Source organism: Gracilimonas sp. B-17, from assembly GCF_056857935.1.
In genome coordinates, this window is record NZ_JBSXOA010000005.1 from 1 (window position 1) to 16,034 (window position 16,034).

Consider the following 16,034-nt stretch of genomic DNA (forward strand, 5'->3'; position numbering starts at 1 on the left):
CATTGTAAATATCTAATATATACTCTGTGAGCTGACCCTACGCTCTTGGTCATTTTCTATGCAAATTAATGCATCAAAGAATTGAACAAGCTCTCGCTCGCACAAACAATCTGATCTATACTTCATTATGTCTAAGAACTATTGTTCCGAATCAAAAAATCGTTTTCGAAACAGAAACCAAAGATAGGGATAATTTTATTGAGTTGTCAACTTTATTTTATGGAAATTTTAAATTTCCTAGGTGAACAACCGAAGCATGCCCTATGCACACTTTCCAGGTTTAACTACCTGAAATTATTCTTCTTCGTTTGCAGATTCTTTTTTCTCTGCTGATGTCTCTTCAGAGTCGTTAGCACTCTCCTTCTTTTCCGATTCTTTAGTAGTAGACTCGGACGTAGTCGGTGTGTTACTCTTACCTGCTCTCCTGGTTCTCTTCTTCTTAGCAGATGAAGAAGAACCTTCAGGTTTAATATCGTTAAAATCAACAAGTTCAACTACAGCTAATTCTGCACCATCACCTTTTCTGAATCCAGCTTTGATCACTCGCGTATAGCCACCTGGTCGATCTTTGGATTTTGGCCCGATCTCTTTAAACAGAGTTGTAACCGCATCTTTATTTTGCAGACTTGAAAACACTTGCCTTCTGTTGTGATCAGTGTCTTCCTTAGCTCTGGTAATCAAGGGCTCAACATAACCTCTAAGCTCTTTCGCTTTAGCTACAGTAGTTACTATTCTGTGCTCCCTGATCAATGCCATTGCAAGTGATTGCATGGTTGACTTACGATGAGCTGCTGTTCGACTTAATTTTCTTCCTTTTATTCCGTGACGCATTTTTTAATTCCTTTCTGCCTTAGTCCAAATATTTTGAAACGTCCATTCCAAACTCAAGATTTTTCTCTTCAATGACCTCGACTAATTCACTAAGTGATTTTTTACCGAAGTTTCTGAATTTCAGAAGATCTTGTTCATCGCGGGAAACTAGTTCACCGATTGAATTGATGTTTGCTGATTTCAAGCAGTTATAAGCTCTAACACTTAGGTTAAGATCTTCAATACTTGTTCTTAACAGGTTAGCTACACGTTGTTTTTCAGCATCCACTTCCTCTTCTTCCTGAGTAAATGGCTCTTCTATCTCTTCAGTAATGAATTTCTCAATGTGTTCCTTCAGAATCTTTCCGGCAATGGTTAAAGCCTCTTTGGCATTAACGGAACCGTCAGTCTGAATATCCATTACTAATTTTTCATAGTCAGTTCTCTGACCGACACGAACATTCTCGACATTATACTTTACTGATTTGATCGGTGTAAAAATTGCATCGATCGGAATAAGATTCACATCATCGTCTTCGATATTCATTTCCTCTGCAGGAACATATCCACGACCACGGCCAATCTTCAATTCAATTTCCAATTCAGCATCATCAGCTAGATTAGCAATAACTAAATCCGGGTTTAATACCTCATATTCAGCCGTTGCATCATCTATATCTTTAGCTGTCAATTCGCCCTGACCACTCTTGGAAATATGTATAACACCTGAACTCTGCTCAACTTGCTTGAACCTGACTTCTTTGAAATTCAGAATGATTTCATAAACATCTTCCTTTACACCTTTAATACTGGAGTATTCATGGTCTACACCATTTATTTTCACTGCCGTAATGGCAATTCCAGGTAAAGATGAGAGCAGTACTCTTCTAAACGAATTTCCAATCGTTACACCGAAACCTCTCTCCAATGGCTGAAGTACAAACGTACCAAAATCATTTTGGTCTTCAACAACGTTAAGGGTTTCAGGCATTTGAATGCTATAATTGCTCATAATAAGATCTATGTCTTTTTGAATTACTTAGAGTAAAGCTCAACAATAAGCTGTACGTTTATATTTTCAGGTATTTCTTCCATAGAAGGAACATTCAGCATCTTACCTGTTTTCATCTTAGGATCTGTTTCAACCCATTTATATTTGTTTCTTGAAGAACCTGACAGGGAATCCTCAATAACTTCCAGAGTTCTGGATTTAGGGCGAACAGATATTACATCGCCAGGTGAAACTTCAAATGACGGGATATTTACAATGTTACCATTCACAACAATATGCTTGTGAGTAACCAATTGTCTTGCCTGTCTTCTTGTTCTGGCAAAACCCATTCGATATACAGTATTATCCAATCTGCATTCTAATGCTTGCAGAAGGTTTTCACCGGCAACACCATCTTTAGCTGATGCTGATTTAAATAAATTCCGGAATTGCTTTTCGAGCAAGCCGTAAGTGTATTTGGCTTTCTGCTTTTCTTCTAATTGAATAGCGTATTCAGATTTTCTATTAAATCTAGAACGTCCATGCTCACCCGGTCCGTATGGCTTGCGCTCTAATGCTTTACTTGGGCCGAATATTGGTTCCTTGAACCTTCTGGCCTTCTTTTGTTTTGGTCCTCTATATCTTGCCATTATACGATCTCTTTACTATTAAACTCTTCTGCGTTTTGGGGGGCGGCATCCATTATGTGGAAGCGGCGTTCTGTCTTTGATTGACGTAACTTCCAAACCCGAGCTCGCCATACCTCGTACTGCTGCTTCACGTCCAGAACCCGGACCTTTTACAAATACTTCAACTTTTCTAAGCCCCATATCATGGGCAGTCTTAGCAGCGGTTTCAGCACTTAGCTGTGCAGCATATGGAGTATTTTTTCTTGATCCCTTAAAACCTTCCTTTCCGGCAGAAGACCAAGATACTACATTACCATCTGCATCAGTAATTGTGACGATAACGTTGTTGAAAGTAGCTTTCACAAAAGCCATCCCGTTAGGATCGCTTAATTGCTTTTTTCTTTTTCTTTTTGCAGCTGTTGCTGCTTTTGCTTGTTTTTTAGCCATTTGTTATCTCAATTACAATTACTACTTAACTGCTTTTTTCTTACCGGCAACAGTACGCTTTTTACCTTTTCTGGTACGAGCGTTGTTTTGAGTATTCTGTCCTCTGACCGGCAGGCCTTTACGGTGACGAACGCCACGGTAACTTCCAATCTCGATCAGGCGACGAATGTCCCCATTAACTTCACTTCTAAGAGCACCTTCAACCTTGTACTCTTCATCAATGATCTTACGTAATTCACTTACTTCATCATCAGACCAATCCTGAACCTTGGCATCATGATCGATACCAACGCGGTCAAGAATTTCTTTAGCCTTAGAAAGGCCTATTCCATAAATGTATGTAAGGCTGATTACGCCTCGTTTTTGTTTAGGTAAATCTATCCCAGCAATACGTGCCATATAAGTAATCTGTTAGTCTATTATCCCTGTCGTTGCTTATGACGCGGGTTTTTCTTGTTAATCACGTAAAGTCTTCCTTTACGTCTTACAATTTTGTCGTCTGAACTTCTTTTTTTAACTGATGATCTAGTTTTCATGACAACCTTTATTTATATCTATAAGTTATTCTTCCTTTGGTTAAATCATAGGGTGACATCTCTACAGCCACTCTATCTCCCGGCAGAATTTTAATGTAATACATACGCATTTTACCTGATACATGAGCCAATATCTCATGTCCATTATCCAACTCAACTCTGAATTGAGCATTCGGCAATGCTTCTATTATTTCGCCATCTTGTTTTATCGGCTCTTGTTTAGCCATAATACAATATGTTTTGATTTTTATCCGAGAGCTCAGCAATATAATCAAAAGTACTGAGAATTTCAGCTTTTCCTTCCCGAACTACAATATCGTGTTCGAAATGGGCTGCTAAGCTCTTGTCGGCTGTAACAACTGTCCAGCCATCATTTAATGTTTTTACTTTAAATGAACCCATTGTTACCATAGGTTCTACGGCAAGAGTCATACCTGAACGCAAACGTTCACCCTTACCTTTTTTTCCAAAATTTGGAACAGATGGATCTTCGTGCATTGATTTTCCAATACCGTGACCAACTAATTCCCTAACTACACCATATCCTTCAGATTCACAATGGGATTGAATAGCGTTCGCCATATCTCCAATCCTGTTACCGTGAACCGCCTGGTCAATTCCTTTATATAAGGATTCAAGCGTAGTTCTCAATAATTTCAAAGTTTCTTCATCACAACTACCTACAACAAAGGTGTATGCATGGTCGCCAAAGTATCCGTTCTTTTCAACACCACAATCAACAGATACAATATCACCTTCTTTTAAAACTCTATCTCCCGGTATTCCATGAACAACTTCTTCATTTACGGAGATACATAATGTAGCAGGAAATTGATTGCCTTTAGGCCCATACCCTTTAAAAGCGGGTCTACCTTTTTCCTTAGCAATATAATCTTCCGCGATCCTGTCAAGCTTACCTGTTTGAACACCGGGTTCGATATGTTTACCGACCTCCGCTAGTGTTCTTGAGACGATAAGTGCACTTTCACGCATCTTCTCAATTTCAGATTCACTTTTCAGGTAAATCATTTTATGCTCTTCTTCGGCCCTTAATACGACCTGTTTTCATAAACCCATCATAGTGTCTCATCATCAGATGGCTTTCAATTTGCTGAAGTGTATCTAATGCAACACCTACAATGATCAATAAACTTGTTCCTCCATAAAAGAGGGCAAAACCGGGAGTCACTCCAAACAATCCAACTGCAATTGCCGGAAGGATCGCAACGAATGATAAAAAGATTGATCCGGGCAAAGTGATCTTCGTCAATATATTGTCTATAAATTCTACAGTTTGCTTACCGGGTCTAACACCAGGAATAAAACCACCCTGTCGCTTCATTGTATCTGCCATTTCTTTAGGGTTAATAGCAATGGCTGTATAGAAGAATGTGAAGAACATACACACAAAGAAGAATACAATTGAATAGGTTACACCAGTAAAGTCAACCGACCACTGAGTTAAAAACTGTACCGTTTCATTCTCTGGGAAAAAAGAACCGATTGTACTTGGAATGAACATGATAGACTGCGCAAAGATAATTGGCATAACACCTGCTGCATTAACCTTAAGAGGCAAATACTGTGTGGTTCCACCGTATACTTTTCTGCCAACCACTCGCTTAGCATATTGAACAGGAATTTTTCGTGTACCTTGTGTCAATAGTACTACAGCAGCTATAACCAGAATCAGGGCAGCAACCTCAATAATTACTAAGATCGCATTAGCTTTTGTGGTGATCTCATTATAAAAGTTAGCCGGTAATGCTGCAATGATACCGATCATAATGATCAATGAAATACCATTACCGATACCTCGCTCACTGATCCGCTCACCCAACCACATTACAAATACTGTACCTGCTGTAAGCACGATCATTGCTGTGATCACAAAAAATAATTCATTCACTACAATAGCTTGCGGTGATGACGATATTAAATTGATAGAGAAACCAATTGCCTGAACAGCTGTGATACCAACAGTACCATAACGTGTCAAACGCGTGATCTTTCGCCTTCCTTCTTCACCTTCTCGTTGTAGTTTTTGAAAATAAGGAACTACAGCCCCCATCAACTGAATAATAATAGCAGCAGTAATATAAGGCATGATACCTAACGCAAATACACCAGCCCTGGAGAATGCACCTCCAACAAACAGATCAAATAATCCAAGTAAACTGCTGGCAGCATTACCAGAATTACTGATCAACTGGTTGGCATCTACACCGGGAAGGGTAATATAACTACCTACCCGATACACCATCAATATACCAACGGTGTAAAGAATTCTATTCTTTAGGTCTTCAATCTTAAAAATATTGCGAAAGTTCTCTATCAGACTCATGCGGGGTCTATACTAAGCTGTTATTTCTTAACAATTGTCAGTGTACCACCGGCTTTATCTACCTTTTCTTCGGCAGATTTGCTGGCAGCGTGCACTTCTATGTCTATTTTTTGATCTATATCGCCACGACCTAATAATTTGATCGTGTCATCTTTATGCGCGAGACCAATATTAACGAGGTCTTCAACTGAGATCTTGGTATCAAGTTTACCAGCTTCAATAAATTCACTGATGGTATGTACATTTATACCACGATTTTCGGTACGGTTGAAGTTTTTAAACCCAAACTTCGGTAACCTTCTTTGAAGTGGCATTTGACCACCCTCGAACCATGCACGTTGCTTGTGGCCTGATCTGGACTTCTGTCCATTGTGTCCACGTCCGGATTGTTCACCACGTCCGGAACCCTGACCACGACCAACTCGCTTTGTACTTTTTCTATTTGGGATCGGTGCTTTTAGATTGCTTAAGTCCATCATCTAATTCTTTAAATAATTATCCTTCAAATACTTTGTTCAGAGAAATATCTCTTCTCTGCGCTACTTCAACAGGATCTGTAAGTTCTTTCAAAGCTGTAAAAGCAGCTTTAACCATGTTATGGGGATTTGAAGACCCCTGAGATTTAGACAGAATATTGTGTACTCCGGCTACGTCCAACAATGATTTTACAGCACCACCTGCAATTACACCGGTACCTTCAGCTGCAGGTCTTAACAGTACCTTTCCGGCTCCTGCTTTACCTACAATTGGGTGATAGATACTTTTTGTTTTCGTCAATGGAACTCTGATGAGGTTCTTTTTTGCATTATCAAATCCTTTTTGAATAGCATCAGAAACCTCATTGGCTTTTCCAAGTCCATGACCGCAAACTCCGTTTCCGTCACCAACTACTACAATAGCATTGAAACTGAAGCGACGTCCACCTTTAACCACTTTAGAAACACGGTTAACGTGAACCAATTTCTCTTCAAGGTTCAGGTTTGCAGCTGGTATAGATTGTTTTCTTCTTATTTTAGGCATTGTTTATCCCAATTCTATTAAAAGTCTAATCCACCATCGCGGGCGCCATCTGCAGCGGCCTTAACGATGCCGTGATATTTATAACCACTTCGGTCAAATACCACTTTATTAATTCCTTTGTCCTGAGCAGCTTTTGCAATTTCAGAACCTGCTTCTTTGGCATGGTCTACACCACTTTTTGCTTTTGTTGAAGCAATAGTTGCGCCTTCCATGTCATCGATCAATTGCAGGTATGTATACTTACTGCTCTTATATATACTTAAACGAGGTCTTTCAGAAGTTCCTTTAACCGTTGAACGGATTCTTCTTCTGATCTTATTTCTTCGTTCAGTTTTCTTTTGTTGCTTCTTATTCATTATTAAATCCTCTATTTAGCAGCTGACTTACCGGCTTTACGACGAACTTGCTCACCCAGGTAACGGATACCTTTCCCTTTATAGGGCTCAGGTTTTCTAAATGACCTGATCTTCGCAGCAACCTGTCCAACCATCTCTTTATCAACACCAGTGATGATCAATATCGGGTTTTTACTTGTTTTTGTATCAACCTCAATAGTAATGCCTTCAGGTGGTACAAAGAAGATAGGATGAGAATAACCAAGGTTTAATTCCAGTACATCCCCACTTATGGATGCTCTGTAACCAACACCAATTATTTCAAGCTTTTTAGTATAACCCTCACTTACACCAACAACAGCATTATTGATCAAAGCACGAAATAAACCATGCAGTGCACGGTTAGATTTTTCGTCATTATTACGTTTAATGATCAATTCACCATCATTTTTCTCGATAGTGATGTTAGGGTGAATACGAAGTGTGTTGGTTCCTTTATCTCCTTTAAAAGTTGCAATGTTGTCAGCGTTGATGCTGAATTCAACTTTGTCAGAAATAGGTACCGGTAAATTTCCAATTCGAGACATTTTTCAAAAACTGTTTTTTAGTAAATGGTGCATAATATCTCGCCGCCTACATTAAGCTTGCGAGCTTCTTTATCGGTCATTACACCTTTGGATGTAGAAAGAATTACAATACCAAGTCCGTTTTGTGAACGGGGAACGTTATCTCCGCCTTCATAAACTCTAAGACCCGGTTTTGATAGTCTTTTCATACTTCGGATAACAGGGTGTCCGTATGAATCATATTTCAGAAACAATCGGATAATTCCTTGTTTACCATCCTCAATATCAATGTATTTTGAGATATAACCTTTGTCAGCCAATATCTTTGTCATGGCTCGCTTCAGTTTAGAAGCGGGTATATCAACTTTTCTATGCCCGGCTTGTTGGGCATTTCTTATACGTGTTAAATAATCTGCAATAGGATCTGTCATCGATTCCTTCTTTATAATTACCAGCTTGCTTTTCGTACACCTGGAATCTTACCCTGGAGGGCAAGTTCACGAAATTTGATTCGTGAGATTCCATATTTACCTATATATCCCCTGCTTCTTCCGGTGATATTACAACGATTTCTAACCCGGGTTGGGCTAGCATCACGTGGAAGTTTTTGCAGGCCTTCATAGTCACCAGCTTCTTTCAGCTTACGGCGCTTTTCAGCATACTTTTCTACTGTTTCTTTTCTCTTTTTATTGCGTGCTATCCAAGCTTTCTTAGCCATAATAGAATATCCTTAATTTCTCGTTTTAAATGGCATTCCAAAGTGCTTAAGCAGTGCGTAAGCTTCTTCATCCGTTTCTGCAGAAGTTACAAAGGTAATATCCATACCATGGACCTTTGAAACTTTGTCAGTATCGATTTCCGGAAAAATTGTATGCTCTTTGATACCTAAGGTATAGTTACCTCGCCCATCAAAGCTTTTGTCCGGAACTCCCTGAAAGTCACGAGTTCTTGGCAAAGCCAAGTTGATCAGTCGATCCAGGAATTCAAACATTATGCGCTGGCGAAGAGTAACTTTACAGCCAATTGGCATTCCTTCACGCAGCTTAAAGTTTGATATAGATTTCTTTGCTTTAGTAGTTACCGGTTGTTGACCAGTAATTGCGGCTACATTATCTACAACTGTATCTAATACTTTTTTATCAGTTATAGCATCGCCTACACCTACATTTATAACTATTTTCTGAAGTTTGGGTATGGCCATTGGGTTTTCATACTCAAACTCTTCGCGTAAATTATCGCGAATTTCTTCTTTATACTGTGTATATAATCTTGCTTCAGCCATTGCTATCTATATGCGTTATTTATCCAGCATTTCGCCACTGGTCTTGGCATATCGTACCCAACGGCCTTTGCCGTTTTCTTCAATACGCTTCCGACCTACTCGGGTTGGTTCGTCAGTAGTTGGATCGATCACCATAACATTTGAGATATGGATCGAACCTTCTCTCTTCAGACGTCCACCCTGTGGGTTATCCTGGGTTGGCTTTTCATGATGGGTTTTCATATTGATGCCTTCCACGAGCACACGCTCTTTATTAGGCATCACCATCAATACACGGCCTCTTTTACCTTTATCGTTACCGGCAATAACCAATACGTCATCACCTTTCTTAACGTTTAATTTCTTTTGTTTGTTGAACCTGCGTGGCATACTCTAATTCCTTTTTTAAAGTACTTCCGGTGCAAGCGACACGATTCTCATGAAGCTCTTTTCACGAAGTTCTCTGGCCACTGGGCCAAAAATACGTGTACCTACCGGTTCTTGATCTTTATTGATAATTACCGCAGCATTTTCATCAAAACGAATGTAACTACCATCCTTTCTGCGGAATTCTTTTTTAGTTCTAACAATAACGGCTTTTATAACATCGCCTTTTTTGACGTTACCACCCGGTATTGCAGTTTTAACAGATGCAGATATAAGATCACCAATTCTTGCATATCTCCTTTTAGAATCACCTAAAACTTTGATACACATCAGCTTTCTTGCACCGCTGTTGTCTGCTACATTTAATGTCGTATTCGTTTGAATCATCGCTAATTCCTAATGCTCTATTCGTTACTTAGCTTTTTCGACGATATCAACCAATCGCCAAGATTTTCGCTTTGAAAGTGGTCGTGTAGACATAATGTGTACTTTGTCACCGACGTTTGCTTCGTTATTCTCATCGTGTGCCATGTACTTAGTCGTCTTGGTAATATACTTTCCATAAATAGAATGTTTTACCTGACGATCTACTGCAACCGTTATACTCTTGTCCATGCTGTTACTAACAACATGACCAATTCTTTCTCGTCTTCGGGCTCTTTCTGTTTGTGCCATAATTAAATCTTTATGCTTGTTCAGCACTACGTTTTTCATTAATAATTGTCTCTAGTCGAGCAACTTCTCGTCTATGATTTCTCAATCTGGCAGGGTTTTCTAACTGACCTGTTACAGATTTAGAAAATCTTAGGTTTTGTAGTACTTCACGCTCGTCTTTAAGACGGGCTTGTAATTCAGTAAGTGTTAAGTCTCTTAATTCGTGTGCTTTCATCTTATCCTCCCTGATAATCTCTTCTTACAACAAATTTAGTCTTGATAGGGAGTTTATGAGCCGCACGTCTCAATGCTTCTCTAGCTCTTTCTTCATTTACACCAGCGATCTCAAAAAGTATTCTTCCTGGTTTCACTACAGCTACCCAGTGATCCAAAGCACCTTTACCTTTACCCATACGAGTTTCAGCTGGTTTGCTTGTCATTGGTCTGTCTGGAAAGATGCGGATAAATGTTTGCCCGTCTCTTTGCAGTGAACGTGCAATTGCAATACGGCATGCCTCAATCTGACGTGAAGTAATGAACTTAGGTTCTAGTGCCTTCAGCCCAAAATCACCAAAATTGATAATATGGCCACGCTGTGCATTACCTTTCAATTTGTCGCGGTGTACGCGGCGTCTTTGAACTCGTTTTGGTTCTAACATCGTTTCGTATTAACTGATTTTAATTAGATCGATTTCTATTTCTGCTGCGTCGACGACTTCTTCTTCCTTTGTCATCACCGCCTCTTCTGTTTCCTCGTCCGGAATCAGAATCACGACCGGATTGAGTTCCAGGAGTCAAATCAACATCACCAATGATCTCACCTTTGAAGATCCACACTGTTACCCCGATTGAACCATAAATGGTATTTGAGGTAGAAGTTGCATAGTCAATATCAGCGCGCAGCGTATGAAGAGGTATCTGTCCCTCTTTGTATTGTTCAGTTCGGGCCATTTCGGCTCCGCCTAAACGTCCTGCACAACGAACTTTGATACCTTTGGCTCCCATTCGCATTGCGGATGAGATGGCTGTTTTCATAGCTCTTCTGAATGAAACTCTGGCTTGTAGTTGCTGGGCAATATTCTGCGCTACTAAACTAGCATCTAATTCCGGTCGTTTGATCTCACTAACGTTGATCTGAACTTCCTTACTGGTAATCTTTTTGAGCTCTTCTCGAAGTAATTCGATCTGCTCTCCACCTTTACCAATAATTACACCGGGTCTGCTTGTTCTAAGTGTCAGCAGAATTCTTTTTGGTGTACGTTCAATGATTACATTAGACAGACCACCATTACGGAGTCTTGTATGCAAGTATTCACGAAGTTTTTCGTCTTCAATGATAAGACTCGGCTGATTTTCTTCAGAAAACCAATTGGAATCCCATCCGCGAATAATGCCTAATCTAAAACCAGTTGGATTTGTTTTTTGTCCCAAGGTATTTGTCGTTTATTCGTTTACACTTTCTTGATCACGCTTTGCCACTTTAACTGTAATATGGCATGAACGCTTATTAATTCGATGAGCTCTACCCATCGGTGCAGGCTGTATCCTTTTCAGAGTTACACCCTCATCAACATATATTTCCTTTATATAAAGGTCTTCATTATCAAAGCGCTCTTCCTGAAATTTATCACGCAAATTTGCAGCCGCAGATTTAATCACTTTGATAACATCTTCAGCAGTTGCCTTCTTAGTATACTCTAAGCGCTTAATTGCCTTTTCTACTGATTTTCCACGTACAGCATCTGCTACCAAACGAACCTTTCTAGGGGCTTTCCTTAGGTGCTTTTGAACTGCGCGTGCTTCTAATACTGGAGTATCCATCTCTTAAATCCGATTAATTATTTAGCTGCTTTTTTCATTGGGTGACCACGAAATGTTCTGGTAGGAGCAAATTCTCCCAACTTGTGGCCAACCATATTTTCAGTGATAAAAACAGGGATAAATTGCTTACCGTTATGAACCGCAATAGTCAAACCCATAAAATCAGGGGTTATCATAGAACTACGTGACCAGGTTTTGATCACTTTCTTGGATCCACTTTCCTGAGCTTCATCAATTTTTCTTTGAAGCTTATAATAAACAAAAGGCCCTTTTTTCAGTGAGCGTGGCATACTTATCTAATTATTTTTTCTTTGTTTTTCTTCTTCTGACGATATACTTAGAAGACAGTTTATTTCTGTTTCGGGTCTTCTTACCCTTAGCAGACTGCCCCCATGGTGATCGTGGGTGACCACCTGAAGCTTTACCTTCACCACCACCCATTGGGTGATCAACAGGGTTCATCGCAACACCACGTGTTTGTGGTCGTCTACCCTTCCATCTACTTCTACCTGCTTTAGCAATAGTAGTATTCATGTGATCCGGGTTACTGGTTTCACCAACCGTTGCATAGCAACTTCCCAAGATCATTCTAACTTCACCTGATGGAAGTTTTACACTGGCATACTTACCCTGCTTACCAAGAAGTTGAGCTCCGGTACCAGCACTGCGGCAAAGTGTTCCACCTTGTCCGGGGTGCAATTCAATATTATGAATGAATGTACCAGGAGGCATTTTGATCAATGGAGAGGCATTACCTAGATCAGGCGCTGCATTTTCTCCGGAAATGATCGTATCACCAACTTGTAATTTGTTAGGGGCAAGAATATATCTTCTTTCACCGTCTGCGTATGCAATAAGAGCAATACGAGCTGATCGGTTTGGATCATATTCAATGGTTTGAACTACAGCCGGAATGTCATGCTTATTTCTCTTGAAATCGATGACTCTGTACCGACGTTTGTGTCCACCACCACGGTGACGCGAGGTAATTCTTCCGTTTCTGTTACGTCCACCGGTTGAATGTTTTCCTGCTAATAAAGCCTTTAACGGCTTATCAGTCGTAATGTCATCAAATACAGGAGCAATTCTGTGTCTTGTTCCCGGTGTAATTGGTTTTAATTTCTTAGTAGGCATTATTCTCTAGGTCTTAAATTTCAGCAAAGAAATCAATTTCGCCTTCTTTGATCGTTACAATCGCTTTTTTCCAAACTTTGGTTCGTCCGCCTTGATAACCACTTCTGGTATAACGGCCTTTAGGTTTAGAAGGCATGATAGCTGTATTTACTTTAGCCACTTTTACGCCCGGATAAGCAGCTTCAACTGCTTTCTTGATCTCAGGCTTATTTGCATTCCTAGCTACTTCAAAGGTGTATTTACCTTCTTCCTGAAGTCTGCTTAATTTTTCTGTTATAACTGGTTTAATAATTACACTCATGCTGTTGCCTTCTCAGTTTTACCTTCAATACTATTTTCGAGAATTGATACTGCACTTTCCTGAATAAGTATTACATCAGCATTCATTATCTGATAAGTGTTAGGCTTATATCCTTCATAGACATCTACTTTAGGAATATTGCGTGCAGACTTATAGATGTTAGCATCTGTATCAGCAGTCAATATCAATACCTTCTTACCACTCACTTTAAATGCGTCAAGCATATCAGCTACTTGAGAAGTCTTAGGAGCATCAAATGAAAAATCTTCAACGATCACTATTCCTTCAGCAGTTGCTTTAAGTGAAAGTGCAGACTTTCTAGCTAACTGTCTTGTCTTCTTATTCATTTTGAAGCTATAGTCACGTGGCTTAGGACCAAACACGGTACCACCCTTTCTCAACAAAGGTGACTTAATGTCTCCACGACGGGCATTACCTGTACCTTTCTGGCGATACATTTTTTTGGTACTACCAGTAACTTCAGATCTTTCCTTTGTTTTAGCTGTACCCTGACGTTTATTAGCCAAGTGACGTCTTACATCTTCGTATAGTACAACCTCATTAGGTTCTACAGCAAAGATAGTATCGCTTAATTCAGCTTTTTTGCTGGTCTTAGATCCGTCTATTTTATAAATATCTAATTTCATGATTAACCAATCACAGACGTTTTGTTATGAATTTCTACGTATCCACCTTTGGATCCGGGTATTGATCCGGTTACAAGAAGCAGATTAGAGTCTTCAAGGATCTTCGCGACACTTAGGTTCTTAGCCTTAACTCTTTCATTTCCTGACTGACCGGCCATTCTCATTCCCTTAAATACTTTAGAAGGGTCAGAGGCATTACCGATCGCACCAGGTGCTCTCATTCGGTTGTGCTGACCGTGAGTTGCATCTCCAACACCGCTGAAATTATGGCGCTTAACAACACCTGTAAATCCACGGCCTTTTGAAGTTCCAACAACATCCACAGTATCACCTACAGAAAACACATCAGATATGGTGAGTTCATCACCCACATCAAGTCCTTCCGGAAGAAAATCTCGGAATTCAACTACCTGATGTTTTGTATCTACACCTGCTTTAGCAAAGTGACCTTTTACGGCTTTACTTACATTTTTTTCTTTGCGATCAAAAGCAGCAAGCTGAACAGCGGTATAACCATCTGTTTCTTCTGTTTTGATCTGGGTAATAGCACAAGGTTCAATTTCAATAACAGTAACAGGAATATTTCTGCCATTGTTATCAAACACGCTTGTCATACCAACTTTTTTTCCAATCAAACCACTCATCGTGTTCTGGTCCTTTTCTATACTTTAATTTCTACATCAACACCGGAAGGTAATTCCAGCTTCATCAATGCATCTACAGTTTGTGATCCTGTTGACAGAATGTCGATCAATCTTTTGTGTGACCGATACTCGAATTGCTCTCGAGATTTCTTATCAACAAATACAGATTTATTCACTGTAATGATGCTTTTACGGGTAGGCAGTGGAATCGGTCCCGATACCACTGCACCAGTAGATTTCACAGTCTGAATAATCTTTTCAGCTGATTTATCGATCAGGTTATGATCGTATGACTTCAATTTGATTCTGATTTTTTGTTGTGTTGCCACGATCAGATCCTTAGTCTAAGATTTTAGTTACCACTCCGGCACCCACAGTACGGCCACCTTCGCGTATCGCAAATCGCAGTCCCTCTTCCATCGCTACCGGCTGGATGAGACTTACGTTTAATTTCACATTGTCTCCAGGCATTACCATCTCCACGCCGTCCGGCAGCTCACATGAGCCGGTCACGTCTGTGGTTCTGAAGTAAAACTGCGGACGGTATCCCTTGAAGAATGGCGTGTGACGACCACCTTCATCCTTGCTCAATACATACACCTCACACTCAAATTCTTTGTGAGGGGTAATTGAACCCGGCTTACACAATACCATGCCACGCTCGATCTGCTCTTTGTTAATACCACGAAGCAGAATACCTGCGTTGTCTCCGGCCTGTCCCTGGTCAAGCATACGGCGGAACATCTCAATACCGGTTACCACCGATTTCATTGGCTCTTCAACGATACCAACGATCTCAATTTCATCATTTACCTTGATCACTCCACGCTCGATACGTCCGGTCGCTACCGTTCCACGTCCGGTGATAGAGAAAATATCCTCTACCGGCATCAGGAATGGCTTGTCCACATCACGCTCTGGCGTTGGTATGGTCTCATCAACCGCTTTCATCAGCTCTACAATACTTTCTTCGTGCTCGGCTTCGCCGTTCAGCGCACCAAGAGCTGATCCCTGGATCACAGGAATGTCATCGCCATCAAATTCGTAGGAAGACAACAGCTCACGTACTTCCAGCTCAACCAGCTCCAGCAGCTCTTCATCGTCTACCAGATCCACCTTGTTCATAAATACCACGATCTGTGGCACTCCAACCTGGCGGGCAAGCAGAATGTGCTCGCGGGTTTGTGGCATAGGACCGTCGGTCGCTGCCACCACCAAAATAGCTCCGTCCATCTGAGCCGCTCCGGTCACCATGTTCTTCACATAGTCGGCGTGACCCGGGCAGTCAACGTGCGCATAGTGGCGCTGATCGGTTTCGTACTCAACGTGGGCCGTGGCAATCGTGATACCGCGCTCACGCTCTTCAGGCGCATTGTCAATATCCGCAAATTGCTTCGCTACGCCACCGTACGTCTTCGCCATTACTGTCGTAATCGCTGCCGTCAATGTCGTTTTTCCGTGATCTACGTGGCCAATCGTGCCTACGTTTACGTGGGGCTTATTCCGT

Annotated in this window: 30 protein-coding genes; all 30 read right to left on the reverse strand. The window is 40.6% G+C overall.

From position 1 onward, the window contains the following. Positions 1 to 294: 294 nt before the first annotated feature. Positions 295 to 831, reverse strand: a complete 537-nt coding sequence (gene rplQ / locus AC13FX_RS00105; protein ID WP_482878377.1) for a 50S ribosomal protein L17 — start codon at positions 829 to 831, stop codon at positions 295 to 297. A gap of 19 nt (positions 832 to 850) precedes the next feature. After that, entirely contained in the window at positions 851 to 1,822 is a 972-nt protein-coding gene (locus tag AC13FX_RS00110; RefSeq protein WP_482878378.1) for a DNA-directed RNA polymerase subunit alpha, read from the reverse strand. 23 nt (positions 1,823 to 1,845) lie between these two features. Beyond that, on the reverse strand, positions 1,846 to 2,451 hold the full coding sequence (gene rpsD / locus AC13FX_RS00115) for a 30S ribosomal protein S4 (RefSeq protein WP_482878379.1): 606 nt from the start codon (positions 2,449 to 2,451) through the stop codon (positions 1,846 to 1,848). Positions 2,452 to 2,469: 18 nt separating this feature from the next. Continuing rightward, positions 2,470 to 2,877, reverse strand: a complete 408-nt coding sequence (rpsK, locus tag AC13FX_RS00120; protein ID WP_482878380.1) for a 30S ribosomal protein S11 — start codon at positions 2,875 to 2,877, stop codon at positions 2,470 to 2,472. 21 nt (positions 2,878 to 2,898) lie between these two features. Next, entirely contained in the window at positions 2,899 to 3,276 is a 378-nt protein-coding gene (rpsM, locus tag AC13FX_RS00125) for a 30S ribosomal protein S13 (protein ID WP_482878381.1), read from the reverse strand. A gap of 20 nt (positions 3,277 to 3,296) precedes the next feature. After that, positions 3,297 to 3,413, reverse strand: coding sequence for a 50S ribosomal protein L36 (gene rpmJ, locus AC13FX_RS00130; protein WP_071594720.1), 117 nt, complete (start codon positions 3,411 to 3,413; stop codon positions 3,297 to 3,299). A gap of 8 nt (positions 3,414 to 3,421) precedes the next feature. Then, on the reverse strand, positions 3,422 to 3,640 hold the full coding sequence (gene infA / locus AC13FX_RS00135) for a translation initiation factor IF-1 (RefSeq protein WP_103664582.1): 219 nt from the start codon (positions 3,638 to 3,640) through the stop codon (positions 3,422 to 3,424). Beyond that, positions 3,633 to 4,442 carry a type I methionyl aminopeptidase gene (map, locus tag AC13FX_RS00140; RefSeq protein WP_482878382.1) on the reverse strand — a complete coding sequence of 270 codons (810 nt, stop codon included), beginning with the start codon at positions 4,440 to 4,442 and terminating at the stop codon, positions 3,633 to 3,635. The genes infA and map overlap by 8 nt, the downstream gene beginning before the upstream one ends. Before the next feature lies 1 nt (position 4,443). Further along, positions 4,444 to 5,757 (reverse strand): preprotein translocase subunit SecY, encoded by a 1,314-nt coding sequence (gene secY / locus AC13FX_RS00145; protein ID WP_482878383.1) that lies wholly within the window; start codon positions 5,755 to 5,757, stop codon positions 4,444 to 4,446. A gap of 20 nt (positions 5,758 to 5,777) precedes the next feature. Continuing rightward, positions 5,778 to 6,236, reverse strand: a complete 459-nt coding sequence (rplO, locus tag AC13FX_RS00150) for a 50S ribosomal protein L15 (protein ID WP_482878384.1) — start codon at positions 6,234 to 6,236, stop codon at positions 5,778 to 5,780. A gap of 16 nt (positions 6,237 to 6,252) precedes the next feature. Then, positions 6,253 to 6,777 carry a 30S ribosomal protein S5 gene (gene rpsE, locus AC13FX_RS00155; protein WP_482878385.1) on the reverse strand — a complete coding sequence of 175 codons (525 nt, stop codon included), beginning with the start codon at positions 6,775 to 6,777 and terminating at the stop codon, positions 6,253 to 6,255. Between the two features lie 17 nt (positions 6,778 to 6,794). Next, entirely contained in the window at positions 6,795 to 7,133 is a 339-nt protein-coding gene (gene rplR, locus AC13FX_RS00160) for a 50S ribosomal protein L18 (protein ID WP_482878386.1), read from the reverse strand. An 11-nt stretch (positions 7,134 to 7,144) separates the two neighbouring features. Then, positions 7,145 to 7,699, reverse strand: coding sequence for a 50S ribosomal protein L6 (gene rplF / locus AC13FX_RS00165; RefSeq protein WP_482878387.1), 555 nt, complete (start codon positions 7,697 to 7,699; stop codon positions 7,145 to 7,147). A gap of 17 nt (positions 7,700 to 7,716) precedes the next feature. Continuing rightward, the gene (rpsH, locus tag AC13FX_RS00170) at positions 7,717 to 8,109 is read right to left on the reverse strand and encodes a 30S ribosomal protein S8 (protein WP_482878388.1); all 393 of its coding nucleotides are present in this window, start codon (positions 8,107 to 8,109) and stop codon (positions 7,717 to 7,719) included. A gap of 17 nt (positions 8,110 to 8,126) precedes the next feature. Then, positions 8,127 to 8,396, reverse strand: a complete 270-nt coding sequence (gene rpsN / locus AC13FX_RS00175; RefSeq protein ID WP_482878389.1) for a 30S ribosomal protein S14 — start codon at positions 8,394 to 8,396, stop codon at positions 8,127 to 8,129. A 12-nt stretch (positions 8,397 to 8,408) separates the two neighbouring features. After that, on the reverse strand, positions 8,409 to 8,960 hold the full coding sequence (gene rplE, locus AC13FX_RS00180; protein ID WP_482878390.1) for a 50S ribosomal protein L5: 552 nt from the start codon (positions 8,958 to 8,960) through the stop codon (positions 8,409 to 8,411). A 15-nt stretch (positions 8,961 to 8,975) separates the two neighbouring features. Continuing rightward, the gene (rplX, locus tag AC13FX_RS00185; protein WP_482878391.1) at positions 8,976 to 9,329 is read right to left on the reverse strand and encodes a 50S ribosomal protein L24; all 354 of its coding nucleotides are present in this window, start codon (positions 9,327 to 9,329) and stop codon (positions 8,976 to 8,978) included. Positions 9,330 to 9,344: 15 nt separating this feature from the next. Further along, a complete protein-coding gene (rplN, locus tag AC13FX_RS00190) occupies positions 9,345 to 9,713 on the reverse strand; it encodes a 50S ribosomal protein L14 (RefSeq protein WP_482878392.1) in 369 nt (122 codons plus the stop codon). 24 nt (positions 9,714 to 9,737) lie between these two features. After that, on the reverse strand, positions 9,738 to 10,001 hold the full coding sequence (gene rpsQ / locus AC13FX_RS00195; protein ID WP_411323249.1) for a 30S ribosomal protein S17: 264 nt from the start codon (positions 9,999 to 10,001) through the stop codon (positions 9,738 to 9,740). 10 nt (positions 10,002 to 10,011) lie between these two features. Next, positions 10,012 to 10,215, reverse strand: coding sequence for a 50S ribosomal protein L29 (gene rpmC / locus AC13FX_RS00200; RefSeq protein ID WP_103664571.1), 204 nt, complete (start codon positions 10,213 to 10,215; stop codon positions 10,012 to 10,014). A gap of 1 nt (position 10,216) precedes the next feature. Further along, positions 10,217 to 10,639, reverse strand: a complete 423-nt coding sequence (gene rplP, locus AC13FX_RS00205; RefSeq protein WP_482878393.1) for a 50S ribosomal protein L16 — start codon at positions 10,637 to 10,639, stop codon at positions 10,217 to 10,219. A gap of 19 nt (positions 10,640 to 10,658) precedes the next feature. Continuing rightward, positions 10,659 to 11,411 carry a 30S ribosomal protein S3 gene (gene rpsC / locus AC13FX_RS00210; RefSeq protein ID WP_482878394.1) on the reverse strand — a complete coding sequence of 251 codons (753 nt, stop codon included), beginning with the start codon at positions 11,409 to 11,411 and terminating at the stop codon, positions 10,659 to 10,661. A gap of 12 nt (positions 11,412 to 11,423) precedes the next feature. Continuing rightward, positions 11,424 to 11,801 carry a 50S ribosomal protein L22 gene (rplV, locus tag AC13FX_RS00215; protein WP_482878395.1) on the reverse strand — a complete coding sequence of 126 codons (378 nt, stop codon included), beginning with the start codon at positions 11,799 to 11,801 and terminating at the stop codon, positions 11,424 to 11,426. 17 nt (positions 11,802 to 11,818) lie between these two features. Further along, entirely contained in the window at positions 11,819 to 12,091 is a 273-nt protein-coding gene (gene rpsS / locus AC13FX_RS00220) for a 30S ribosomal protein S19 (protein ID WP_482878396.1), read from the reverse strand. 10 nt (positions 12,092 to 12,101) lie between these two features. Beyond that, the gene (gene rplB / locus AC13FX_RS00225; RefSeq protein ID WP_482878397.1) at positions 12,102 to 12,935 is read right to left on the reverse strand and encodes a 50S ribosomal protein L2; all 834 of its coding nucleotides are present in this window, start codon (positions 12,933 to 12,935) and stop codon (positions 12,102 to 12,104) included. Between the two features lie 13 nt (positions 12,936 to 12,948). Next, positions 12,949 to 13,236 carry a 50S ribosomal protein L23 gene (rplW, locus tag AC13FX_RS00230; RefSeq protein ID WP_482878398.1) on the reverse strand — a complete coding sequence of 96 codons (288 nt, stop codon included), beginning with the start codon at positions 13,234 to 13,236 and terminating at the stop codon, positions 12,949 to 12,951. Then, positions 13,233 to 13,883, reverse strand: coding sequence for a 50S ribosomal protein L4 (gene rplD / locus AC13FX_RS00235; protein WP_482878399.1), 651 nt, complete (start codon positions 13,881 to 13,883; stop codon positions 13,233 to 13,235). Before rplD ends, rplW begins: the two co-directional genes overlap by 4 nt. A 2-nt stretch (positions 13,884 to 13,885) precedes the next feature. Next, entirely contained in the window at positions 13,886 to 14,527 is a 642-nt protein-coding gene (gene rplC, locus AC13FX_RS00240) for a 50S ribosomal protein L3 (RefSeq protein ID WP_482878400.1), read from the reverse strand. A gap of 17 nt (positions 14,528 to 14,544) precedes the next feature. After that, on the reverse strand, positions 14,545 to 14,856 hold the full coding sequence (rpsJ, locus tag AC13FX_RS00245; RefSeq protein WP_018128596.1) for a 30S ribosomal protein S10: 312 nt from the start codon (positions 14,854 to 14,856) through the stop codon (positions 14,545 to 14,547). Between the two features lie 10 nt (positions 14,857 to 14,866). Beyond that, a partial coding sequence (gene tuf, locus AC13FX_RS00250; RefSeq protein ID WP_482878401.1) for an elongation factor Tu occupies positions 14,867 to 16,034 on the reverse strand: 1,168 nt, incomplete at its 5' end.

What these genes read in the sequence shown, in the direction of transcription:
- rplQ (WP_482878377.1), bottom strand. Translation starts at nt 831, where the DNA reads ATGCGTCACGGAATAAAAGGAAGAAAATTAAGTCGAACAGCAGCTCAT.
- AC13FX_RS00110 (WP_482878378.1), bottom strand. Translation starts at nt 1,822, where the DNA reads ATGAGCAATTATAGCATTCAAATGCCTGAAACCCTTAACGTTGTTGAA.
- rpsD (WP_482878379.1), bottom strand. Translation starts at nt 2,451, where the DNA reads ATGGCAAGATATAGAGGACCAAAACAAAAGAAGGCCAGAAGGTTCAAG.
- rpsK (WP_482878380.1), bottom strand. Translation starts at nt 2,877, where the DNA reads ATGGCTAAAAAACAAGCAAAAGCAGCAACAGCTGCAAAAAGAAAAAGA.
- rpsM (WP_482878381.1), bottom strand. Translation starts at nt 3,276, where the DNA reads ATGGCACGTATTGCTGGGATAGATTTACCTAAACAAAAACGAGGCGTA.
- rpmJ (WP_071594720.1), bottom strand. Translation starts at nt 3,413, where the DNA reads ATGAAAACTAGATCATCAGTTAAAAAAAGAAGTTCAGACGACAAAATT.
- infA (WP_103664582.1), bottom strand. Translation starts at nt 3,640, where the DNA reads ATGGCTAAACAAGAGCCGATAAAACAAGATGGCGAAATAATAGAAGCA.
- map (WP_482878382.1), bottom strand. Translation starts at nt 4,442, where the DNA reads ATGATTTACCTGAAAAGTGAATCTGAAATTGAGAAGATGCGTGAAAGT.
- secY (WP_482878383.1), bottom strand. Translation starts at nt 5,757, where the DNA reads ATGAGTCTGATAGAGAACTTTCGCAATATTTTTAAGATTGAAGACCTA.
- rplO (WP_482878384.1), bottom strand. Translation starts at nt 6,236, where the DNA reads ATGATGGACTTAAGCAATCTAAAAGCACCGATCCCAAATAGAAAAAGT.
- rpsE (WP_482878385.1), bottom strand. Translation starts at nt 6,777, where the DNA reads ATGCCTAAAATAAGAAGAAAACAATCTATACCAGCTGCAAACCTGAAC.
- rplR (WP_482878386.1), bottom strand. Translation starts at nt 7,133, where the DNA reads ATGAATAAGAAGCAACAAAAGAAAACTGAACGAAGAAATAAGATCAGA.
- rplF (WP_482878387.1), bottom strand. Translation starts at nt 7,699, where the DNA reads ATGTCTCGAATTGGAAATTTACCGGTACCTATTTCTGACAAAGTTGAA.
- rpsH (WP_482878388.1), bottom strand. Translation starts at nt 8,109, where the DNA reads ATGACAGATCCTATTGCAGATTATTTAACACGTATAAGAAATGCCCAA.
- rpsN (WP_482878389.1), bottom strand. Translation starts at nt 8,396, where the DNA reads ATGGCTAAGAAAGCTTGGATAGCACGCAATAAAAAGAGAAAAGAAACA.
- rplE (WP_482878390.1), bottom strand. Translation starts at nt 8,960, where the DNA reads ATGGCTGAAGCAAGATTATATACACAGTATAAAGAAGAAATTCGCGAT.
- rplX (WP_482878391.1), bottom strand. Translation starts at nt 9,329, where the DNA reads ATGCCACGCAGGTTCAACAAACAAAAGAAATTAAACGTTAAGAAAGGT.
- rplN (WP_482878392.1), bottom strand. Translation starts at nt 9,713, where the DNA reads ATGATTCAAACGAATACGACATTAAATGTAGCAGACAACAGCGGTGCA.
- rpsQ (WP_411323249.1), bottom strand. Translation starts at nt 10,001, where the DNA reads ATGGCACAAACAGAAAGAGCCCGAAGACGAGAAAGAATTGGTCATGTT.
- rpmC (WP_103664571.1), bottom strand. Translation starts at nt 10,215, where the DNA reads ATGAAAGCACACGAATTAAGAGACTTAACACTTACTGAATTACAAGCC.
- rplP (WP_482878393.1), bottom strand. Translation starts at nt 10,639, where the DNA reads ATGTTAGAACCAAAACGAGTTCAAAGACGCCGCGTACACCGCGACAAA.
- rplV (WP_482878395.1), bottom strand. Translation starts at nt 11,801, where the DNA reads ATGGATACTCCAGTATTAGAAGCACGCGCAGTTCAAAAGCACCTAAGG.
- rpsS (WP_482878396.1), bottom strand. Translation starts at nt 12,091, where the DNA reads ATGCCACGCTCACTGAAAAAAGGGCCTTTTGTTTATTATAAGCTTCAA.
- rplB (WP_482878397.1), bottom strand. Translation starts at nt 12,935, where the DNA reads ATGCCTACTAAGAAATTAAAACCAATTACACCGGGAACAAGACACAGA.
- rplW (WP_482878398.1), bottom strand. Translation starts at nt 13,236, where the DNA reads ATGAGTGTAATTATTAAACCAGTTATAACAGAAAAATTAAGCAGACTT.
- rplD (WP_482878399.1), bottom strand. Translation starts at nt 13,883, where the DNA reads ATGAAATTAGATATTTATAAAATAGACGGATCTAAGACCAGCAAAAAA.
- rplC (WP_482878400.1), bottom strand. Translation starts at nt 14,527, where the DNA reads ATGAGTGGTTTGATTGGAAAAAAAGTTGGTATGACAAGCGTGTTTGAT.